The sequence below is a fragment of the Furfurilactobacillus entadae genome, assembly GCF_045862745.1.
Taxonomy (GTDB): Bacteria; Bacillota; Bacilli; order Lactobacillales; family Lactobacillaceae; genus Furfurilactobacillus; species Furfurilactobacillus entadae.
Genome location: NZ_BQXN01000007.1, coordinates 22,081 through 39,666 on the forward strand (window position 1 = coordinate 22,081; position 17,586 = coordinate 39,666).

At 43.2% G+C, this 17,586-nt stretch carries 19 protein-coding genes; 10 read left to right on the forward strand and 9 right to left on the reverse strand.

The features are described from left to right. Positions 1-59: 59 nt before the first annotated feature. The gene (locus ACKTR5_RS04520; RefSeq protein WP_407879525.1) at positions 60-278 is read left to right on the forward strand and encodes a hypothetical protein; all 219 of its coding nucleotides are present in this window, start codon (positions 60-62) and stop codon (positions 276-278) included. A gap of 139 nt (positions 279-417) precedes the next feature. Here ACKTR5_RS04520 and ACKTR5_RS04525 read toward each other — a convergent pair whose 3' ends face one another. The 5 genes from ACKTR5_RS04525 to ACKTR5_RS04545 all read right to left on the reverse strand — a co-directional run bounded on the left by ACKTR5_RS04525 (position 418) and on the right by ACKTR5_RS04545 (position 6,578). Continuing rightward, positions 418-495 carry an IS3 family transposase gene (locus ACKTR5_RS04525; RefSeq protein WP_407879687.1) on the reverse strand — a complete coding sequence of 26 codons (78 nt, stop codon included), beginning with the start codon at positions 493-495 and terminating at the stop codon, positions 418-420. A gap of 727 nt (positions 496-1,222) precedes the next feature. Continuing rightward, positions 1,223-2,500 (reverse strand): MFS transporter, encoded by a 1,278-nt coding sequence (locus ACKTR5_RS04530; RefSeq protein ID WP_407879527.1) that lies wholly within the window; start codon positions 2,498-2,500, stop codon positions 1,223-1,225. A 107-nt stretch (positions 2,501-2,607) separates the two neighbouring features. Continuing rightward, a complete protein-coding gene (locus tag ACKTR5_RS04535) occupies positions 2,608-3,555 on the reverse strand; it encodes a LacI family DNA-binding transcriptional regulator (protein WP_407879529.1) in 948 nt (315 codons plus the stop codon). A 29-nt stretch (positions 3,556-3,584) separates the two neighbouring features. Further along, complete coding sequence (locus ACKTR5_RS04540; RefSeq protein ID WP_407879531.1) at positions 3,585-4,406, reverse strand: HAD family hydrolase; 822 nt, start codon at positions 4,404-4,406, stop codon at positions 3,585-3,587. A 288-nt stretch (positions 4,407-4,694) separates the two neighbouring features. Beyond that, complete coding sequence (locus ACKTR5_RS04545) at positions 4,695-6,578, reverse strand: MucBP domain-containing protein (protein WP_407879533.1); 1,884 nt, start codon at positions 6,576-6,578, stop codon at positions 4,695-4,697. Between the two features lie 452 nt (positions 6,579-7,030). Here ACKTR5_RS04545 and ACKTR5_RS04550 point away from each other — a divergent pair, with 452 nt between their 5' ends. The 5 genes from ACKTR5_RS04550 (at position 7,031) to ACKTR5_RS04570 (ending at position 11,006) form a co-directional block, all read left to right on the forward strand. Continuing rightward, a complete protein-coding gene (locus ACKTR5_RS04550; RefSeq protein ID WP_407879534.1) occupies positions 7,031-8,212 on the forward strand; it encodes a betaine/proline/choline family ABC transporter ATP-binding protein in 1,182 nt (393 codons plus the stop codon). A gap of 2 nt (positions 8,213-8,214) precedes the next feature. Then, positions 8,215-8,862, forward strand: a complete 648-nt coding sequence (locus ACKTR5_RS04555) for an ABC transporter permease (RefSeq protein WP_407879536.1) — start codon at positions 8,215-8,217, stop codon at positions 8,860-8,862. Continuing rightward, complete coding sequence (locus tag ACKTR5_RS04560) at positions 8,859-9,797, forward strand: osmoprotectant ABC transporter substrate-binding protein (RefSeq protein ID WP_407879538.1); 939 nt, start codon at positions 8,859-8,861, stop codon at positions 9,795-9,797. Before ACKTR5_RS04555 ends, ACKTR5_RS04560 begins: the two co-directional genes overlap by 4 nt. Position 9,798: 1 nt before the next feature. Beyond that, entirely contained in the window at positions 9,799-10,455 is a 657-nt protein-coding gene (locus tag ACKTR5_RS04565) for an ABC transporter permease (protein WP_407879540.1), read from the forward strand. Positions 10,456-10,859: 404 nt separating this feature from the next. Then, positions 10,860-11,006, forward strand: coding sequence for a hypothetical protein (locus tag ACKTR5_RS04570; protein ID WP_407879542.1), 147 nt, complete (start codon positions 10,860-10,862; stop codon positions 11,004-11,006). Between the two features lie 288 nt (positions 11,007-11,294). On the opposite strand, the gene ACKTR5_RS04575 is transcribed toward ACKTR5_RS04570, so the two are convergent. The 3 genes from ACKTR5_RS04575 to ACKTR5_RS04585 all read right to left on the reverse strand — a co-directional run bounded on the left by ACKTR5_RS04575 (position 11,295) and on the right by ACKTR5_RS04585 (position 13,413). After that, positions 11,295-11,822, reverse strand: coding sequence for a GNAT family N-acetyltransferase (locus ACKTR5_RS04575; RefSeq protein ID WP_407879544.1), 528 nt, complete (start codon positions 11,820-11,822; stop codon positions 11,295-11,297). A gap of 13 nt (positions 11,823-11,835) precedes the next feature. Continuing rightward, positions 11,836-12,294, reverse strand: a complete 459-nt coding sequence (locus tag ACKTR5_RS04580; RefSeq protein ID WP_407879546.1) for a MarR family winged helix-turn-helix transcriptional regulator — start codon at positions 12,292-12,294, stop codon at positions 11,836-11,838. Between the two features lie 63 nt (positions 12,295-12,357). Beyond that, positions 12,358-13,413, reverse strand: a complete 1,056-nt coding sequence (locus ACKTR5_RS04585; protein WP_407879548.1) for a PucR family transcriptional regulator — start codon at positions 13,411-13,413, stop codon at positions 12,358-12,360. Positions 13,414-13,569: 156 nt separating this feature from the next. On the opposite strand from ACKTR5_RS04585, the gene ACKTR5_RS04590 reads away from it, so the two are divergent. The 4 genes from ACKTR5_RS04590 (at position 13,570) to ACKTR5_RS04605 (ending at position 16,730) form a co-directional block, all read left to right on the forward strand. After that, the gene (locus tag ACKTR5_RS04590) at positions 13,570-14,025 is read left to right on the forward strand and encodes a PTS sugar transporter subunit IIA (protein ID WP_407879550.1); all 456 of its coding nucleotides are present in this window, start codon (positions 13,570-13,572) and stop codon (positions 14,023-14,025) included. A gap of 20 nt (positions 14,026-14,045) precedes the next feature. After that, positions 14,046-15,377, forward strand: coding sequence for a PTS galactitol transporter subunit IIC (locus ACKTR5_RS04595; protein ID WP_407879552.1), 1,332 nt, complete (start codon positions 14,046-14,048; stop codon positions 15,375-15,377). Positions 15,378-15,400: 23 nt separating this feature from the next. Further along, entirely contained in the window at positions 15,401-15,697 is a 297-nt protein-coding gene (locus tag ACKTR5_RS04600) for a PTS sugar transporter subunit IIB (RefSeq protein WP_407879554.1), read from the forward strand. Between the two features lie 337 nt (positions 15,698-16,034). After that, positions 16,035-16,730 (forward strand): hypothetical protein, encoded by a 696-nt coding sequence (locus ACKTR5_RS04605; RefSeq protein ID WP_407879556.1) that lies wholly within the window; start codon positions 16,035-16,037, stop codon positions 16,728-16,730. Positions 16,731-16,980: 250 nt separating this feature from the next. Here the strand turns inward: ACKTR5_RS04605 and ACKTR5_RS04610 are convergent, their stop codons facing one another. Continuing rightward, positions 16,981-17,571, reverse strand: a complete 591-nt coding sequence (locus tag ACKTR5_RS04610) for a pentapeptide repeat-containing protein (protein ID WP_407879558.1) — start codon at positions 17,569-17,571, stop codon at positions 16,981-16,983. Positions 17,572-17,586: the final 15 nt, after the last annotated feature.

Here is a 17,586-nt window from a genome sequence, read left to right on the forward strand (position 1 = left end):
AAAATGATTCAGACGTGACCCTTAATGCTAAATCTTCCAGCGATAATGGCGGGTACAAAGTGATTGCCTTATATCGGGTCACAAAATCTTATGATAATAGTTCAGACGAAGATAACTCTGAATTGCATGAAGTTGTTTTATCAGATTTAAAGTTATCAGGTGGTCAGCTTAATGTTGACGATATTTCTACTAAAGACGATAGCAATATTAATGATGTTAGTGATTCGCAATCTGTCGAATTACATGACTTAAATGCAAATGGTATTCAAATTAAGTAACAACCGAATGTTCAATGACAACTCATGATATGATAAATCATATAATGAGGAAAGCATCACACCATATCGATAATATAAAAGGGGTCATAGCAGTCATGATCTGCTGAGGTGCACCCTAAAAGCTAAATAGCAATATTCTCTAGGCGTTAAGTTGTCGATATTGAATCGGCGATTTATCGCCTAGTTTCATCTGGATTCGCTTATTATAATAATGAATTCATAATCATTCATTGTGCATTGCTTCCATTATGGTCACCAACTAGGAAAGCTCGATTAATAACTACCATCACCGTACACTCAATATGGTTCTTAATTGCTGCAGTGGTTGTGTAAATAATAATGTAAGCAGACTGTCTTAAGTGGCAATGAAAGTAAGAAGTAATATTTATTGGCATTCAAAAAAACTTTAAAGAGCTCAGGCAAGCATAGCATCAGATGAATATACTAAAGCTTTTGATGAAAGTTTCTGTAAGCGTATGGTGGTAGTTAAAATGGTAGTCAGAAAGATATTTTTAAATGTATTTCCCTGTATATCAATGTTTACGGTTTGAAATGATGCGATCCCTCCAGGCGCATAAGTGATTTTTACGGAAGTTAATAAAAGAGCCTTAACGTTGACTTACTCATCATCGTTAAGGCTCTTTTGCTATCTAAATGTTCGTGGATGTTCGCTAATGTTCAGGAATGGCGGTTATTATATTTTGCAATCAATGAAACGATTGAGAAGTACTGGATCATTTTTTACATCATGAAAGATGAGCTGCTTAATCAAGCTCTATCCAACTATAGTGGCTTTGGTTTACGGTTGGGTTGGACTATTACAGCCAAAGTAGAATCGAAACCAAATTAAAAGGCAGATTGCCAGTTGAATACCGGTAATCTGCCTTTCAAGTATCTAGCTTAATTGTCCAATTAAATAGGGCTTACTTCATGAAATAACCCATTCAATCATCGTCCCGTTCCGGCAAATTCACATTTGCCTTCATCCGAAAATAAAGAAGCCAATACAAAACGCCAATTGTGATCGATAGGGCACCGTATAAAATCATCAGTAACGAGTTTCCAAAGTGCTGAAAAGTGAACGTGCCCAAAGGGGAGCCAAGGGCATCGCCCACTAAAAAGCCAGATTGAGCGACACCTAATAAAATGACTGTTTCGCTTTTGGGGAACATATCGTATTCCATTAGCTCTTTGAAAATAAATAAACTAGCGATGAAAAATGACATAATGCCAAAGCCCAAAATTTTAGCAAAAAACATTTTATCCGGTAGCAGGCCCGTGATAATCATGCAAATGCCGGCACATAGTTGACCAACTAAGAACATTCGAACCGGAGATTTCGTTTGCGAAGACCGCTGAAAAATGAAGGAAGCTAATACGGTAATAATGCCAAATGTTGTTACCCAAAATGTGGTTAAACCAACGGAAAGACCGGCTTGTCGAAAAATTGCCGGTAAAATTGGATCAATTAATGCCGTCGTTATCCCCATTAGACCAGTTACTAACATGAGACTAACCCCAAAAAGGCGGTGCTTGGGAACCATTAAAGAAAGGCGATTCTCTTTTTGTTGCATTCGGTTCGCTGGCATATGAACTGTAAGACCCAACGAGGCCATTATCAATGCCGCTGACAATAAGAGAACAATATAGACAATATTTGAAGATTTAAATAACGAAGCTATTGCCCCAGCAATGATGGTAGCAAACAAAGTGCTTAACTGCATTACAGAATAACGAGCTGCTACTAAAGGCCCTTTTGCATCTGAATCTTGGTCGGCTTCACTGTATATCCAAGTTCTGATCAGAAGAAGGGTGATACTCGCTCCCAAACCTGAAAGTAAACCTGAAAGTGCGGAAAAAAGGAGGCTACCAGGAAGGGTTCTAAGCAGCATACCGATACCATATAGTGGTAAAAATATTAACGCGGTTTGACGTGGAGAAAGTCGGGCCACTAATGGGCTTAACAAAAATGAGAGCGCGCCCGCAATTGCCATGGCAGAATAGGCGATTGAGTAATGTAAAAGATTATGGGTTTGTTGAGCAAATAAAATTTGCGAGTATTGGGAAATCCCCATTACAAGGTAAAAAATGGTGACCATGGTTATTAATTGCTTGTGTTTAACTATCGGTCTAAAGGCTGTTGCTAATTGTTTTAAGACGAAATCACCTCTGCCCAGTCTTGGACTAATGTTTGCTTTAAATGCATCGTTATATTTGGTCATATTAAACCCCCAGAATTGGATTTTGTCCAACTCTGGGGGTTTGACTTTACTGATTTAACAATCAGTGTACTGGCCTTTTTGTTGGCAAATACATATAGAAGTAAGCTTCAAATACTTGTGTAATCAATGAACGTTGAATCAATTTTATGATGTTCTTGTTTACCGCTTAGGGCTAATTCAAACGCGGCACGTCCAACTTCCTCGAAGTGGTGATCGATCGTTGGAATTTCGAGTAGTTGACTAGATAATTGATGCTCTTGACCCATTAGTCCAGGCATGGGCAAATGATGGTCGAGATAGTATTGGCGCGTGCTGGCGATGATGTCGTCACCATTGCCAAAAATAAAATTGGGGGCTAACCGATGTGTCGTGTAATAGGCACCCGCTTTATAGCCATCTTGATCCGTCACAACCGGGGTGTAAATCAATGCTGCTGGTATCGGCTGGTTAAAGACTTGTTGATAAGCCCGGTGCATTGATTGACTGGTCGCACTTAAGCGGGAATTGCGACTGAGAAGAATGCCGACCTTATTGAAATGGTGCTGTTTGATCCAAGTGAAAGCTTCAATGTAGGCGGCATCGCGATCAACGTAGGACGCTGGGATGGCGTTTCCCTCGGGATTAAAACAACAAACGATTCGCCCATATTTTTGATAAGACGCCAACTTGCTGGTTGGTAAACCATGGGAAACGAAAATGAGTGCGTCGAATGCGTGTTGATGAAGCTGTTCTAAGTAGGTCAGCTCAATGGCTTGATCATACTTTGAGGGGAGCAGGACGAGCTGATAATCTGCTGAAAGTGCCGCATCCATAAGGCCGGTAACGATTTTACTAAAGTAGGGGTGATGACTGTGTGGCAAAACGACGCCAATGTTATGCGTATTGCCGCGACTCAAATCACGGGCGACAGCGTTGGGTGTGTAGTCTAGTGCCAGCATAACTTGTTCAATTTTTTTCTGAGCAGCCGTACTGACATATTTTTTGTGATTAATGACGCGTGAAACTGTCGCGGGTGAATAGCCGCTTTTCTTGGCAATGCCGTGGATGTTTGTCACAAGTCGAACCTTCTTTTTCAAATGTTTACTTACAGTTTACGCTTCTCGGCAGCTAATAGGTGCTGAATGCCGTAAGCAACACCGTTTGAATCATTATCAGTTGTGATAAATTCAGCGATTTGCTTGATTTCAGGGTTGGCGTTTGCCATCACGATGGGGTGGCCGACTGAATTGAGCATTGGGAGATCATTATGACCGTCGCCAAATGCAGGCAGTTCTTCTGTCTGTAAATGTTCACGTTCTTGAATAAAATGAATTCCAACTGACTTTTGGGCAAGCGCACTCGTGACTTCCAGGTAGACCGGACCAGATTGTTGAAAAATGATTCCGGGGAGATCCATTTTTAAAAAGTAATCCTGAACATGGTGCAGTGTTTGTTCCTCATCAAACATCATCATGATTTTGAATATGTGAAGCTGGGGCTGGTTTAATAACTGGCTGAATGAAGTTAGTGTCGGTGATTGGCCAGTGAGGCGACTTTCTGTCGTAATTCCTTGATCGATCTTCTCGGCATACCAGCAATTTTGACCATAACAACTGACGCTGACAGTGGGAAAGCGTTGCCCAAGTTTGCCGAGGATTTGCTGAACAACGGTTGTTTCAATGCTGTTGGCAACAAGGGGAACAAGACGTCTGTTTTCCATTGAAAAAATAAGCCCGCCGTTAAACGCAATTTGGGGTGTTGCCAGATGTAATTGATTAATGGCAAACATCATTTCCATGGGGGCACGTGCGGATACCAGAGTGAATGGAATGTGAGTACTTTTGATAACAGTCGCGTTGTGTTCACTTAAGTGTCCCTGTGAATCTAGCAAAGTATTGTCCATGTCTGAAAAGATGTGTTTGATCATAATGAAATCTCCTATTGTGGTTCTTGAATTAACCCAAGGATAATCTCTGAAACGCGTTTCAGGTCAAGGACATTTTATTGATGAATGAGATTAATTGTGATGGTAATAACGCGTTTTTTCAGGAGCCTTAAAAATTTTATCAGCACCATTCGAAAAGCGCCATGCACGGCCTGAAAGGGGCTTGTACATGACGCTTTTTCATTATATAAAACGAGATGGTGTATCTATTTATGGGGTCAGAAATCCTGGTTTTCAAGTCAATTGTTCGGTATGACTACGAAGGGTTAATTAGCGTGCGTGGCGTTTTAGGAAAACAAGAAGGCCAGCAAGGCCACTAATTAACACACCAGCGATCCCCAACCATGAAGCGGCCTCTGCTGCTGTTTTGGGTAAGAGACTCTTCTGCGAAGATTGGTCAGCTTTCGATGATGATTGCATCGATTGACTAGAATCACTGGGCCGGTTGCTAGAGGTGGACGCGGTTATCTGATTACTGTTTGTACTTGAGGCACTTGAACTATCTTGATTGTTAGCGTTGCTTGAAGATGAACTGTTGTGTTCGGAACTTAAGTTATTAGAACTTGAACTAGGATTTGAACTGTCAGAACTTGAACTATCGGCGTGGTCTTTAGCGTAAACGTAAATTACAGTCTGTGCTGTATCCGTGAAGGCGCCTGTTGCGCTACCGTGGAGTTCTTTAAAGGTGTAGCCGTTGACCTGCTTTTGGGTAGTGGTGTACTTGTCGCCAATGTTGCCATGAAGCACACGATCATCAGCGATTTTGTGACCATCTGTGTCAACATACGTGGCAGTTACATCACCGGCCTTAGTTGAGGCAATCACACTCACGTTTCTCGAGTAAGTCACAATATTCCCATCGCTATCGGTGACGGAATATTTAACAAGATAGGTTCCTGGTTTTGAAATGTCAAAGCCACCTTCATCCACCACTTTAATGGCATTTGTTAACGTGCCATCCTCTACGTCACCGGCCGTCAGCTGGTCTAATAAGTTGAACTTCCCATTCTGATAAAAGGTGATATCCTTGCCATCAATGTAGGGCACAAATCCGGCTTGGCTTGTGCCTGTATATTGACCAGTGATGTTTGCAGTAACGTTAGCTGAGCCTTGAGAAAATGAAGAAGCTACCGTTGTCTTGTCCGTGAAATTAGGAGCAGCAACGGCGAAAGTGATGGAATAAATTTGCCATTGTTTAAGATCATCAAAGTGGACCTTTAGTGTTCCATTGCTTAAAGATGTGAGGGCACTATTGGTAATATCAGTAACTTGATTATCAGCGTCAGTTTTTTGAATGTAGAGAGAATTTGGCTTAATGTCATGATCTGCGGTGACTGTCCCGATGTACTTTCCTAACTCGGTTGATTCCCTAGTTGCAAAAGTTACCGTGTAAAAATGATATGGGGCACTGTACGAAAATCCCCAGAGGTCTTTAGACAATAAGCCGATGGAATTATTTCGGTACCCATTACTTGGATAATTGACCGTATACCATGACGGAACCCCGCCATAAATCGTGGCTCCGGGGATTACCACCTGACCAGGGTTATCTTTCTTGACAGTCAACGTGGGGTTAGCCACGTTGATATTGTGCGAATTACCGGTAGTGTCAATAAGGTTTGCGGCTATTGTTGTCGTAGCGTCCGCGTCTTTTGCATGACAACTAAGTGCAATGGTAACCGTTCCCTCGGTATTCATGTCAACTTTGCTCGTAAAAGTGACTGTGTTGCTATTTGGGTCAAAAGAAGATGAGAAGTACTTATCAATGTTTGAATTTAAAGTCAGCGAGCTGTAATCAACGACATTACTGTCTAAATTAACAACGATTTTATCGCCCTTTTGAAGGGTGTTTTTTGAATCTGTATGGACGTTGATGTTGATCAACAATGCATCGAGAGCAGTTTTTGTCTCAGTAAAGTTGGTATCAATAGAAACAGGGATTCCCACGGAAGACGTGGCCTTTGATGAAGAATCTTCTGCTGTCGTACTGGTCGAGCTCGCAGGTTTAAGTGGTGTTCCATCGCTGGTTAATTCGCTTGAGCTAGACGAATTTGATTGATCAGCTGCGTGAGCTGTAGAACCAAAAGCGTTTCCGCACATTAACGCAATAACCACGAGTGCGCTAAGTGGTTTACTAAATTGTCCCTTTAACATGATTACGCCATCTCCAATAAATGAATTTAATTACTTAAGTAAAATAAATATTTTATATTATATAGTTTTGCAAAATTTATGTTTTTAGTCAAGTTTCCGTATTGGGAGAAACGGTCTTGCATTCTTACAGGAATTATTCATGAGTGCCGAATCAACGGAATAAGGGTTAGCCATCATTGGTCATAACGGTGCTACTCTTTACTTGATTAGGTGTGGCAGAGCACATGAATGTAATGCAAAACAACAAGCCACGCTTATAATAATTAGGTCGCTATCCTTTACTATTGATCGGTTAAAGTTTTAGACTGGTTAGATGGGTCGCGCAAGATTTTTGTTAATTTGTGGTTAATAGCCGCGCTAGGGAGTTAGTCGCTATGATCAAAATCAGATCACTTCAAGTGATTAAGTACGGAGAACGTTAGCATCTACCAAATTGGAGGTTATAAATACAAATGTTTTTATCGATGGACCATTTAAATAAAATCTACGCTGGCAATAAGGTTGCCGTTGATGACTTTAATTTAGAAGTCAACCGGGGTGAGTTTATCTGTTTTATTGGGACTTCAGGGTCCGGAAAGACGACGACAATGCGGATGATTAACCGGATGTTACGGCAAACATCTGGAACCATTAAAATTGATGGCAAGGACATTGCAGACATGAATCCGGTGCAATTACGACGTCGGATTGGTTATGTTATTCAAAATATTGGCCTGTTACCACACATGACCATTGGCGAAAACATCACGCTAGTGCCTAAATTGTTAAAATGGCCAGAAGAGAAGCGGCAAGCTCGTGCTAAAGAAATGATTAACATGGTAGAGTTGCCAGAGAATTTTTTGGATCGTTATCCAGGTGAACTGTCAGGTGGGCAACAGCAACGGATTGGCGTTGCACGGGCGCTAGCGGCTGATCAGGATATTATCCTGATGGACGAAGCTTTCAGCGCGTTAGACCCTGTAACACGTGAATTGTTACAGGATTTGGTTAAAAGCTTACAACAAAAATCTGGGAAGACGTTTATCTTTGTGACTCATGACATGGATGAGGCAATGAAGCTAGCTACGCGAATTGTGGTGATGTCACATGGAAAGACTGTCCAGATCGCTACACCGGAAGAAATTCTTCGTCATCCAGCTAATGATTTCGTTGAAGAATTGATCGGACGCGAACGTTTGATCCAAGCAAAGCCAAGCATCACCACTGTTGGGCAGGTTATGTTAAAGACCCCCGTTGCCATGCAAGCCAATCAAAGTATGGCCAGAGCGTTAAAGCTGATGCATGATCGACGTGTTGATACCTTATTGGTAACCAACGAGCACCAGCAATTAACGGGATTTGTGGATATTGAGACGTTAAACGATCATTATGCACCGCAAAATCCGCTTAGCAACATCGTCAATTCAAAAATTTTTTATGTGAATGAAAATGCGGTGATTCGTGATACTGTTGATCGAATCTTGAAACATGGATATAAAAACGTTCCAGTTGTGGATGATCAGCAACACTTGGTTGGTATTGTCACCCGAGCAACTTTAGTGGATATCGTCTACGATGCATTGTTTGGCGAAGACGGTGATAATGAGCAGGAAAGCGTTTCAACAAGCGAAACGGATGAAAAGGCGGGTGCATAAGCATGGTGACCTTTTTACAAAACTACGGCGGCCAACTTGTATTCAAGACATGGCAACATCTGTACATTTCAGGGATTGCCCTTTTCCTAGGTGTGTTGTTCGCGATTCCACTGGGCATTGTATTAACGCGGTTTAAAAGAGCAGCCGGAATCATTATTGGGTTGGCCAGTGTGCTACAAACAGTACCGGCAATGGCATTGTTAGCCTTAATGATTCCAATTTTTGGAATTGGAGCTAAGCCGGCGATTGTTGCATTATTTATCTATTCATTGTTGCCAATTTTACGTAATACGTATTTAGGCCTTGAAGACGTTGATCCAAGCGTGCTGGATGCGGAAAAGGGAATGGGAATGAGTCAATTAGAATCAATTCGGATGGTGGAACTACCACTCGCCGCACCGGTTATTATGGCGGGAGTTCGGTTATCTGGAACGTATGTCATTGCGTGGGCGACCCTGGCCTCATACATTGGTGCTGGTGGACTAGGAGACTTCATTTTCAACGGCCTAAATCTTTATCGCGGTGATTTGATTTTAGGTGGTTCGATCCCTGTAATATTGATGGCGTTAGTGGTCGATTTTTTGTTGGGGAGACTCGAACATCTGTTAACGGCGCAAACAGACTCTGAAAGTAGAGGTGCGACGTCATGAAAAAAACGGGACGAAAATTAATTGGTATCTTACTGGTTAGCCTGAGCATGGTGTTAATCCTTAGTGGCTGTGGCTTTCCTGGGTTAAACAACTCTAGTACAGGGACCGTGCGAATTGCAGCGCAGTCTACAACAGAATCACAGATTATGGCAGAGATGTTGAAGGATCTAATCCAGCACGACACCCCTTATAAGGGAACGATCATTGCAAATCTTGGTTCAGGTAATGTGACCTTTAATGCACAAAAGCGCGGTGATGCTGATATTACGGCAACTCGGTACACTGGGACTGATTTAGAGTCGATCATGGGCAAACAAATTGACCGCTCGCGGACCCCAGCGCAAACGGATGCCTATGTCACAAAATATTTTAAGCAACACTATCACATGACTTACTTTCCGAGCTATGGTTTTGCAGATACGTATGCGTGGATGGTCACTCAGAAGTTTGCGAAGCAAAATCATGTGAACTCAGTGAGCGATTTAAAGCCAGTTGCTAAGACAATGAAGGTTGGTATTGACCCAATCTGGGAAAACCGTCATGGTGACGGTTATGCTGACTTTAAACGGGTTTATGGATACGCTTTTGATGACGTTTATCCGATGCAAATTGGGTTAGTTTATGATGCGTTGGATAACGGTCGCATGGACGCAGTGCTTGGCTACTCTACGGACGGACGAATTGCTAGTTATAACCTAAAGGTTTTAAAGGATGATCGTAATTTCTTCCCGCCGTATAGTTGCAGTGTTGTTGCTAATGACGCCGCTTTAAAAGAATTCCCTAAGCTCAAAGCAACGCTAGCATTGTTAAATGGCAAAATTGATGAGCGGACAATGCAAAAGCTGAATTACCAAGTGGACAATAATTTAGAGGAACCGGCGACGGTTGCACAACGATTTTTACGAACACACCATTACTTTGAGGAGGGTAAGTAACGTGGCAAACCTAAATATTTGGCAACAACTAGTTGCTTACTTTCAACAAAATGGCATGTATGTACTGGTGCAGTTTAATCGGCATTTTTTGATTTCAATTTATGGCGTGCTGTTTGCTGCAATTGTCGGGATTCCCATTGGAATTGTGATTGCGCGATACAAAAAAATGAGTGGCTGGGTAATCGGTGTGGCAAATGTAATTCAAACGATTCCGTCATTAGCAATGCTATCTGTATTGATGCTTGGCTTAGGGCTAGGTGTTAATACGGTCATTGTGACTGTCTTCTTGTACGCATTATTACCGATCGTTAAGAACACATATACCGGAATGTTAAATGTTAATCCTGATGTCTTAGACGCAGGAAAGGGTATTGGAATGACGCGGTTGGAATTGTTACGGTACGTGGAGCTACCACTGGCCTTATCCGTCATTATGGCGGGAATTCGGAACGCATTGGTTCTTGCGATTGGGATCACAGCAATTGGTTCATTTGTCGGGGCCGGTGGGTTAGGCGATATCATTATTCGTGGAACTAACGCCACAAATGGTGGAGCAATTATCTTAGCCGGTGCTTTACCAACGGCCTTAATGGCGATCGTGTCAGATGCCATATTAGGCTGGTTAGAGCGACGGTTTAGTCCAGCTCAGATGAAGTAACAATTTGATGAGCTGTCTTTAACTAAAGAGTGACGTGCCATTGCGTTAAGGTAACCGCTGATTAGAGACTAGACCGGGGTTGCGTAGTCACCTAATGTAAGGTTGGCCTATGTCAGCTTGAAAGAATGATTCGAATTGTGAAAAGATGGAAAGGGAGCGGCTATATGGCCGCTCCTTTTCTGTCGAGATTATGATTGATACGTACTGGAATCTGAAAGTCAAAGAGCAAGGGTGAACCTTAAGATGACATTGAGGATGGCGATGCGTTCTTAATACGCATTTTTGACGTAAGATTGAGTAATCTAAAACACTGAGGGCTACAATTTGTTTTTCGGATGGTAAAATTATCGTAATCATTTATGTAAACGGCTAACGTAATTTTTTGGGTAGTGAGGAAAACAAACATGAATTATGTGATTTTTGGTCTTGAGCTGTTAGCAATTTTGCTTTGGTTAATTTTTGGAGTCCACACACTCTGGCTTGCTCTTATTGGTGTGGCAATCATTATTGTTGTTTCACAATTACTCCACATTCTTTTAAAAGCCCGGTAAACTTTGGCAAGAGATGTTTGCCGTTAAAGTTAAAAAACAATTCAGGTGATGAATTTAGGGCGCATAATAATGCAGTTTTGAGCTGAAAATACAATTAGTAATTGGCAGATGGTGAGAAGGTGTGTGGCCTTAAAGAAAAGGCTTTCATAAGCGAAGAGGCGAACAGTAACATCAATAACAACGATTGAAAAAATGACCGTCAGCCTTAATCATAGACTGGCGGTCATTTTAGTTAAGTGTTTAGACGGAAATGAATTCTTCATAAAACCAAGTGCTACCGAAGCACATTTATGATAAAGCTGGTAAGGCCTTTTCCATCAAAATGTCCCGCTGTAAGTCACCACCGAAATCAAATGTGTGGTCACTAAATGGCACGAAGCCTAACGTTTTGTAAAAGGCGAGGGCATTTTGGTTATGCTCCCAAACACCTAGCCAAAGCGAGGTCATCCCCAAAGAGTGAGCCTTTGAAACGGCATGGTTAATGAGGTGTTTGCCGAGGCCCAAGCGATGAAATTCTTGCTTAATGTAGATGCGTTCAACTTCCAGATGGTCTTCACCTTGGGGCTCGGTTTGAGCAGCTAGCCAATTTAACTTAAGGTAGCCTGCCAAACGTTCGTTATAGAAGATAAAGTCAAATTCGGACTGGTCATTATTTATTTCATCGATCAACTTAGTTTGATTGTAGGCGGTTGCCAGATAGTGTTGAAGATTTTCCTGAGCGTTATCTGCCGCAAACGTCGCCTTAAAGGTGTTAATACTGATTTCTTGTAATGCATGCACATCGTTAACCGTGACTCGTTTAATCTTGATTGCCATGAACAGTTTCTCCTCAATAGGGTCTGTGATACCCTTTTTTTACTTTTGCCCAATCAGCAACAACGTTGAGACTGACCTTTTCTAACAATTTATCCAGTAGCGCGATTTCTTCATCTGAAAGGGCGGTTAAAGCGACTGCATCGGAGTACTGATTTTCAGCTTTCAAGGTCTGATACAGTTTCTCACCGTGAGGGGTGGCGTATAGCAATTTGTTTTTTTGATTGAATTCATCATCAGATTTAACAATGATGTTCTTTTCGATCAATTTGCTAATGGCTCGATTTGTTGTCGTTTTATCCACACTGAGGAGGGTGGAAAGCTGCATTTGGGTGATGCCAGGATGCTCAACAACACGGCTTAGATATAGGTATTGGCCTTTTTCCAGCGAGAGTGATTTGAATTCTATGTTGCTAATCGAATCTAGTGCCCGCGAAATGCTACCGACGTTGCGTAAAATCGTGTTTTCAATCATAACGACTTCCCTTTCTGAAGATGAAATGAGTGTAACTCATTTTAGTTGTAAGTTCAACTAAATCTAAATTAAATTCCCAATAAAGCGTTTACGAATGTATTTCAGGTAGGCGATGTACACTCTGGGGTAGTCCGATAAGTTTCGCGGGTCAACGTTTAACGCGTCACTGAGCTTGTCTAGACGGTAACGTAACGTGTTGCGGTGGATGTTTAATGTCTTTGCAGTTAACGAATTGTCACCGTTTAACTGCGCATACGTCCAGAATGTCCGTAATAGTTCTTCACCGGTGGGGGCGGCAGATAAGCCCATCATGGTCTCGGTGAGGTCACGGACATCCACATTACTTTGCATGAGTTCATCCACTTCAACTAACGAATTATAAAAATAAACGTCGGTGTATTCTAAATACTTACTAATCAAAATGGTCCGCATGGCTTCATGTAATGAGTCATGGAGAGAGGCCCGAACGCTGCCCACCCCCATTTGCCAATCACGGTGGTGCCGAACTTGTTGCAAAATGCCGTCTAATTCACGCACATTTTCAGTGAAGATAATGTACTCCAGGTGAGTGAAGGTCAAGTAGGCCAACGGGGAGTCTTCTAAGATCGTCACGAGCTGTTTTCGCTGCGTTTCATCACTGGGAATGCGGATCAAAGCAATCTGGTATTTTCGTGATAAATCAATTTTGGGTTTGCGGGCGGTCTCCAAGAAATGTTGATCGGCGTCGTCCAGCGATGATAAAAGCAACCACTGGTGGAAGAAAATTGAGCGCTCTTCGGAGTCGATCTGCTCATGCTTATGTTCGATCTCAGACTGCACCAAAAATTCAAAACTATCCACGATGATCCGAACAAACGGGGCAACGACGGTCGGAGCACCCATAACCTCAACGGCACCAACGTTAATGTTGACCCGGACTGGCGCAATGACACCGGTGCGGTGTGCGTCCCAATCATCGACGGTCGTTTCCTTTAACCGCATGGTTTCCTGAGCAGCCGAATTGACTTCTCCGGTCTGCAAATTTCGCCCCCGATGATCAAACAGTTGTAATTCATACGGCAGGTCAATTTGGATCGTTTTAATCAACCGGGTGAGGATGTCACCTTCTAATTTAAGCATGTGGATTCTCCATTTTTAGCCAATATGTGCAAATGCACAATAAAGTCCGTCTATTTGTGTATAGCATAATTCTATCATAGGCCTGATAATAAAATCACAGTTAAATGAAAGCGCTTATTTTAACGGTTAATAAACCAGTGAATAGGAAGGTTCCGCATGGTACTGCTAGAGAAAGAGTTGATTCTTTTAGACGTCGATGCAACTGATGACGTTAATGCACTAACACAGGTCGCTGAACAATTGCACAAGCAAGGTGTCGTCAAAGCGACGTATCGTGATGCAATTATCAAACGTGAACAGGACTTTTCCACAGGGCTTCAAACGGCCACGGTGGGGGTCGCAATTCCGCACACGGATGCGGAACACGTGAACACCGCCAAGATTGCCTTTGCCCGGTTGACCCATCCCGTGACGTTTAAACAAATGGGGGATGGCAGTGATGTGCCCGTTCAGTTAATTTTCATGTTGGCCCTCACGGAGCCGCATGCACAATTAACCATGCTTCAAAATTTGATGACAATGTTTCAAGAGGCAGCCGTTATGGACAGCCTCCTGCACGCAAAGGATCAAGAGTCAGTGTTAGCACTTTTACAGCAACATAACATTATTTAACAACAGAGGAGTTTATCATAATGGGGATTATTAAATGGTTACTGAGCGCCGGTCCAACGGTTATGCTCCCAATCTTATTACTAATTTTTGGGTTATTGCTGGGGTTAAAACCTGGTAAGGCGTTCAAATCAGGATTGACGGTGGGAATTGGGTTCACCGGTTTAAACTTAGTGATTGGCTTGTTGACCTCTAACCTGGGGCCCGCTGCGCAAGCAATGGTTAAAAACTTTGGGCTTCACTTATCGACCATTGATGTTGGGTGGCCCGCTGCATCAGCCATTTCATACGGAACGGTCCTTGGGAGTTTGGCAATTCCGATTGGGGTTGCGGCAAACGTCATTTTACTGGTCGTTGGGTTAACGAAGACGCTGGACGTCGATTTATGGAACTACTGGCACATTGCGTTCACGGGGTCACTCGTTTATGCGGCCACTCAGAACTTTGCCTTGGGATTGGTCACCATGGTCGTTCACTTAATGTGGATCTACTTCTTGGCTGACTTGGCAGCACCAACCATTCAACGCCACTACGGATTAGCCGGGATTTCATTTCCACAAGGTGCCTCAGCACCTGGGTTCGTCCTTGCTTTACCGATTAACTGGTTGTTAGATCGAATTCCTGGGGTCAAAAACATTGAATGGACGCCAGAACGGATTCAAAAGCGGTTGGGAATTTTTGGTGATTCAGCCGTGATGGGACTGATTATTGGGATCGTTATTGGTGCCTTAGCTAAGTACCCAGTGGCCAAAATCTTAAACTTGGGTGTGGCAACCGCGGCTGTGTTAATCTTAATGCCACGGATGGTTTCACTGTTGATGGAAGGACTAACACCCATCTCTGAGGCCGCTAACACAATGGTTCAAAAACGTTTCCCAGGTCGGAGTCTGTACATCGGGATGGACTCAGCCTTGGCTGTTGGTCAGGAAGCCGTGTTATCAGCTTCCTTGATCTTAGTGCCATTGACGTTACTGATTGCCGTCATTTTGCCAGGAAACACAGTGTTACCATTTGGTGATCTGGCAACCATTCCGTTTATGATTGCCGTTATGGCCGCAGTCTTTAACGGAAACGTGTTCCGAATCGTTATTGGTGGAATTGTGGATGTGACCATTTCACTACTGATTGCTTCATGGGCTGCCCCGTTATTAACGGCCGTTGCAAAGACTGCCCACTTCAACATGAAGGGGAACTCAAGCATTTCCATCTTATCCGATGGTGGTGCTTGGACGACCCTGATGATTGTTGGCATCGGCCGAAACTTGCTTTGGATTGGGATCATCGGATTAGGATTGGTTGCCCTTGCGTTAATGATTTGGTTGAATAGATTTCATAAACATACCGACGCGGAATAACTTCAAAAAGGAGCAATAGGATAATGACAAAGAAAAATTTAATGGTTGTGTGTGGCACCGGGATTGCAACGTCAACGGTTGCAACGGGGAAAATCAAGGATTACCTGGAAGAACAAGGGTTGGTTGATCAAGTGACCTTCCACCAATCGAAAATTGCTGATGAAGTGGCAAACATTGAAAATGGGGATTACGACATCGTGGTTTCGACGACAATGGTGCCAAGCAGCATTAAGGACAAGGTGATTTCCGGAGTCCCATTGTTAACCGGAATTGGCGTTGATTCTGTGTTTGAAGAAATTAAGAAGGAAGTTCAAGCCTAAACAAAGTCTAGAAGGATATGACGAGATGGTTAAAAATGCCCACTGATTCTTATCGGTGGGCATTTTTAGCTCTCTTTAAAAGTGTAAACACAAAGATAATGCTTGATTTCGCCTTTTGTGCGCAGCGGCATCCATTATTAAACAAGTCGATCAACAAAGCGTTAGCAAATGTTAGCCAATTTGAAAAAAATGTCGCAGGCCGGTTGTTATTTCCTGGTGAGTTAACGAAAAGTGCGTTCCCTTGGGGTGCTCGGCACAATGAGATAAACTTAGTTACTGAAATGAAGTTATGAAAAGCTGTTCTGTTCCCAACTGAATTATTGCTGGAGGCTAATAAATGACACCGATTGAAATTGTGCAAACGGTCATTGACCAAATGAATCAAAATCGCGGGCCAAGTGAACTGCTGGCCGGAACGGGCGTCCGTGATTACGGGCCAAACGTCATCTGGCAGGGAAAATCTGCGACTACAAAAAACCGCCACATCGAAGTGGTACGGTGCTTTTCTGATGGTGACTTCGTGGTCGCCCATTCTCAGGTGTTGGTCGATCAGAAAGCGTTTGTCGCTCTTGATATATTTCACGTTACGAATCAAACGATCACTGAGCACTGGGGCGTAATGAACCCACTCCTTGGTGCCAATCCGGCGGGTCGCACGCAACTTGACGGGGAGACCGAGTTTCGTGACTTCCCGTTGACTGCCGCCAATAAAGCGGTGGTTAGCAACTTTGTCCATGATGAAATGATGCAGGAACGGCCAGGCCTGATTCAAACGTTTTTCAACGCGGGTCAGTACATCCAGCACAATCACAATCTGGGTGACGGGATTGCCGCGGTCATTGAAATGCGCCGGCGCATTGAGCAGAGCGGGGGAACGCTGCCAACCTATACGGACCTTAGCCAGTTGTTAGGGGCCGGCAACTTTGTTTTAGCGGTCACTCACAGTGAATCCGCAAACAAAACGCTGACTCTTTTTGACCTATTTCGGTTGGAAAATGAGGAAATTGTTGAACACTGGGATGTCTTTGAGTAATTAAGTAAGAAGTTTCATGAGGAATAAACACTGATGCAAGGCCGTTATAGGATGGTTAGCCTAGCGTTTATCATGAGTTTTTTAGTCTCTCAAATTTATGGGTAACCACCATGATTTATTTAGCAGGACTGGTTCTTGTCGTCGTTTCAAGTGCCCTAATTCGTGAATAACACTGATAGCTCGCGCAACAACAGAAAAATGGCTCCTTTCCAAATCAGTTGGAAGGGAGCCATTTTAATATTCACTGAATTTATGCCTTTAATACAACGCCAAACTGGCCGATCAGTAAGCTGGCCTGGAATTGGTTGATGATGAGGCCGCGGATGTCGCCGGGGTTGAATTCAAGGTTACTAAATTCACTGGCGGACAGATCCACCTTGTTCATCCACGTGCCGATGAAACTACAGTCGTTGAACGCACAACTGGTGGTCGAAAAGCCATCCTTAAACGTGACTTCAATAAATGACGCCCCGTTAAACGATGTATCAGCTGTCGCACACGCGGTCAGTTTGCTACCGCTGAAGTTGCTGTAATCCGCCCGGCAGCCGTTAATGTGACTGTCCTTCCAGGTATTATTTAGAAAGTCGGTTCCAAGCAGGTTGCAATGGGTAAACACGTCACGGTACAAAACGCTGTCGTCAAAGTGCGTGTTGCCAAAGTCGCAATGGTCAAAAGTGCAGTCGAGCCACTCACTGTGGCGAAAGTCTGTCTGTTGAAAGGTACAGGCAGTAAAGACAATATCTGCGGCACGCATCTGGTCATTAGCTGGTAAGAAAGTGCACTGGTCGTAGTGTTCGCTGTCTTCAATGGCGTCGAAAGGAAGGGTTTGCTGGGTTATCATGTGGGGTCCGTTATT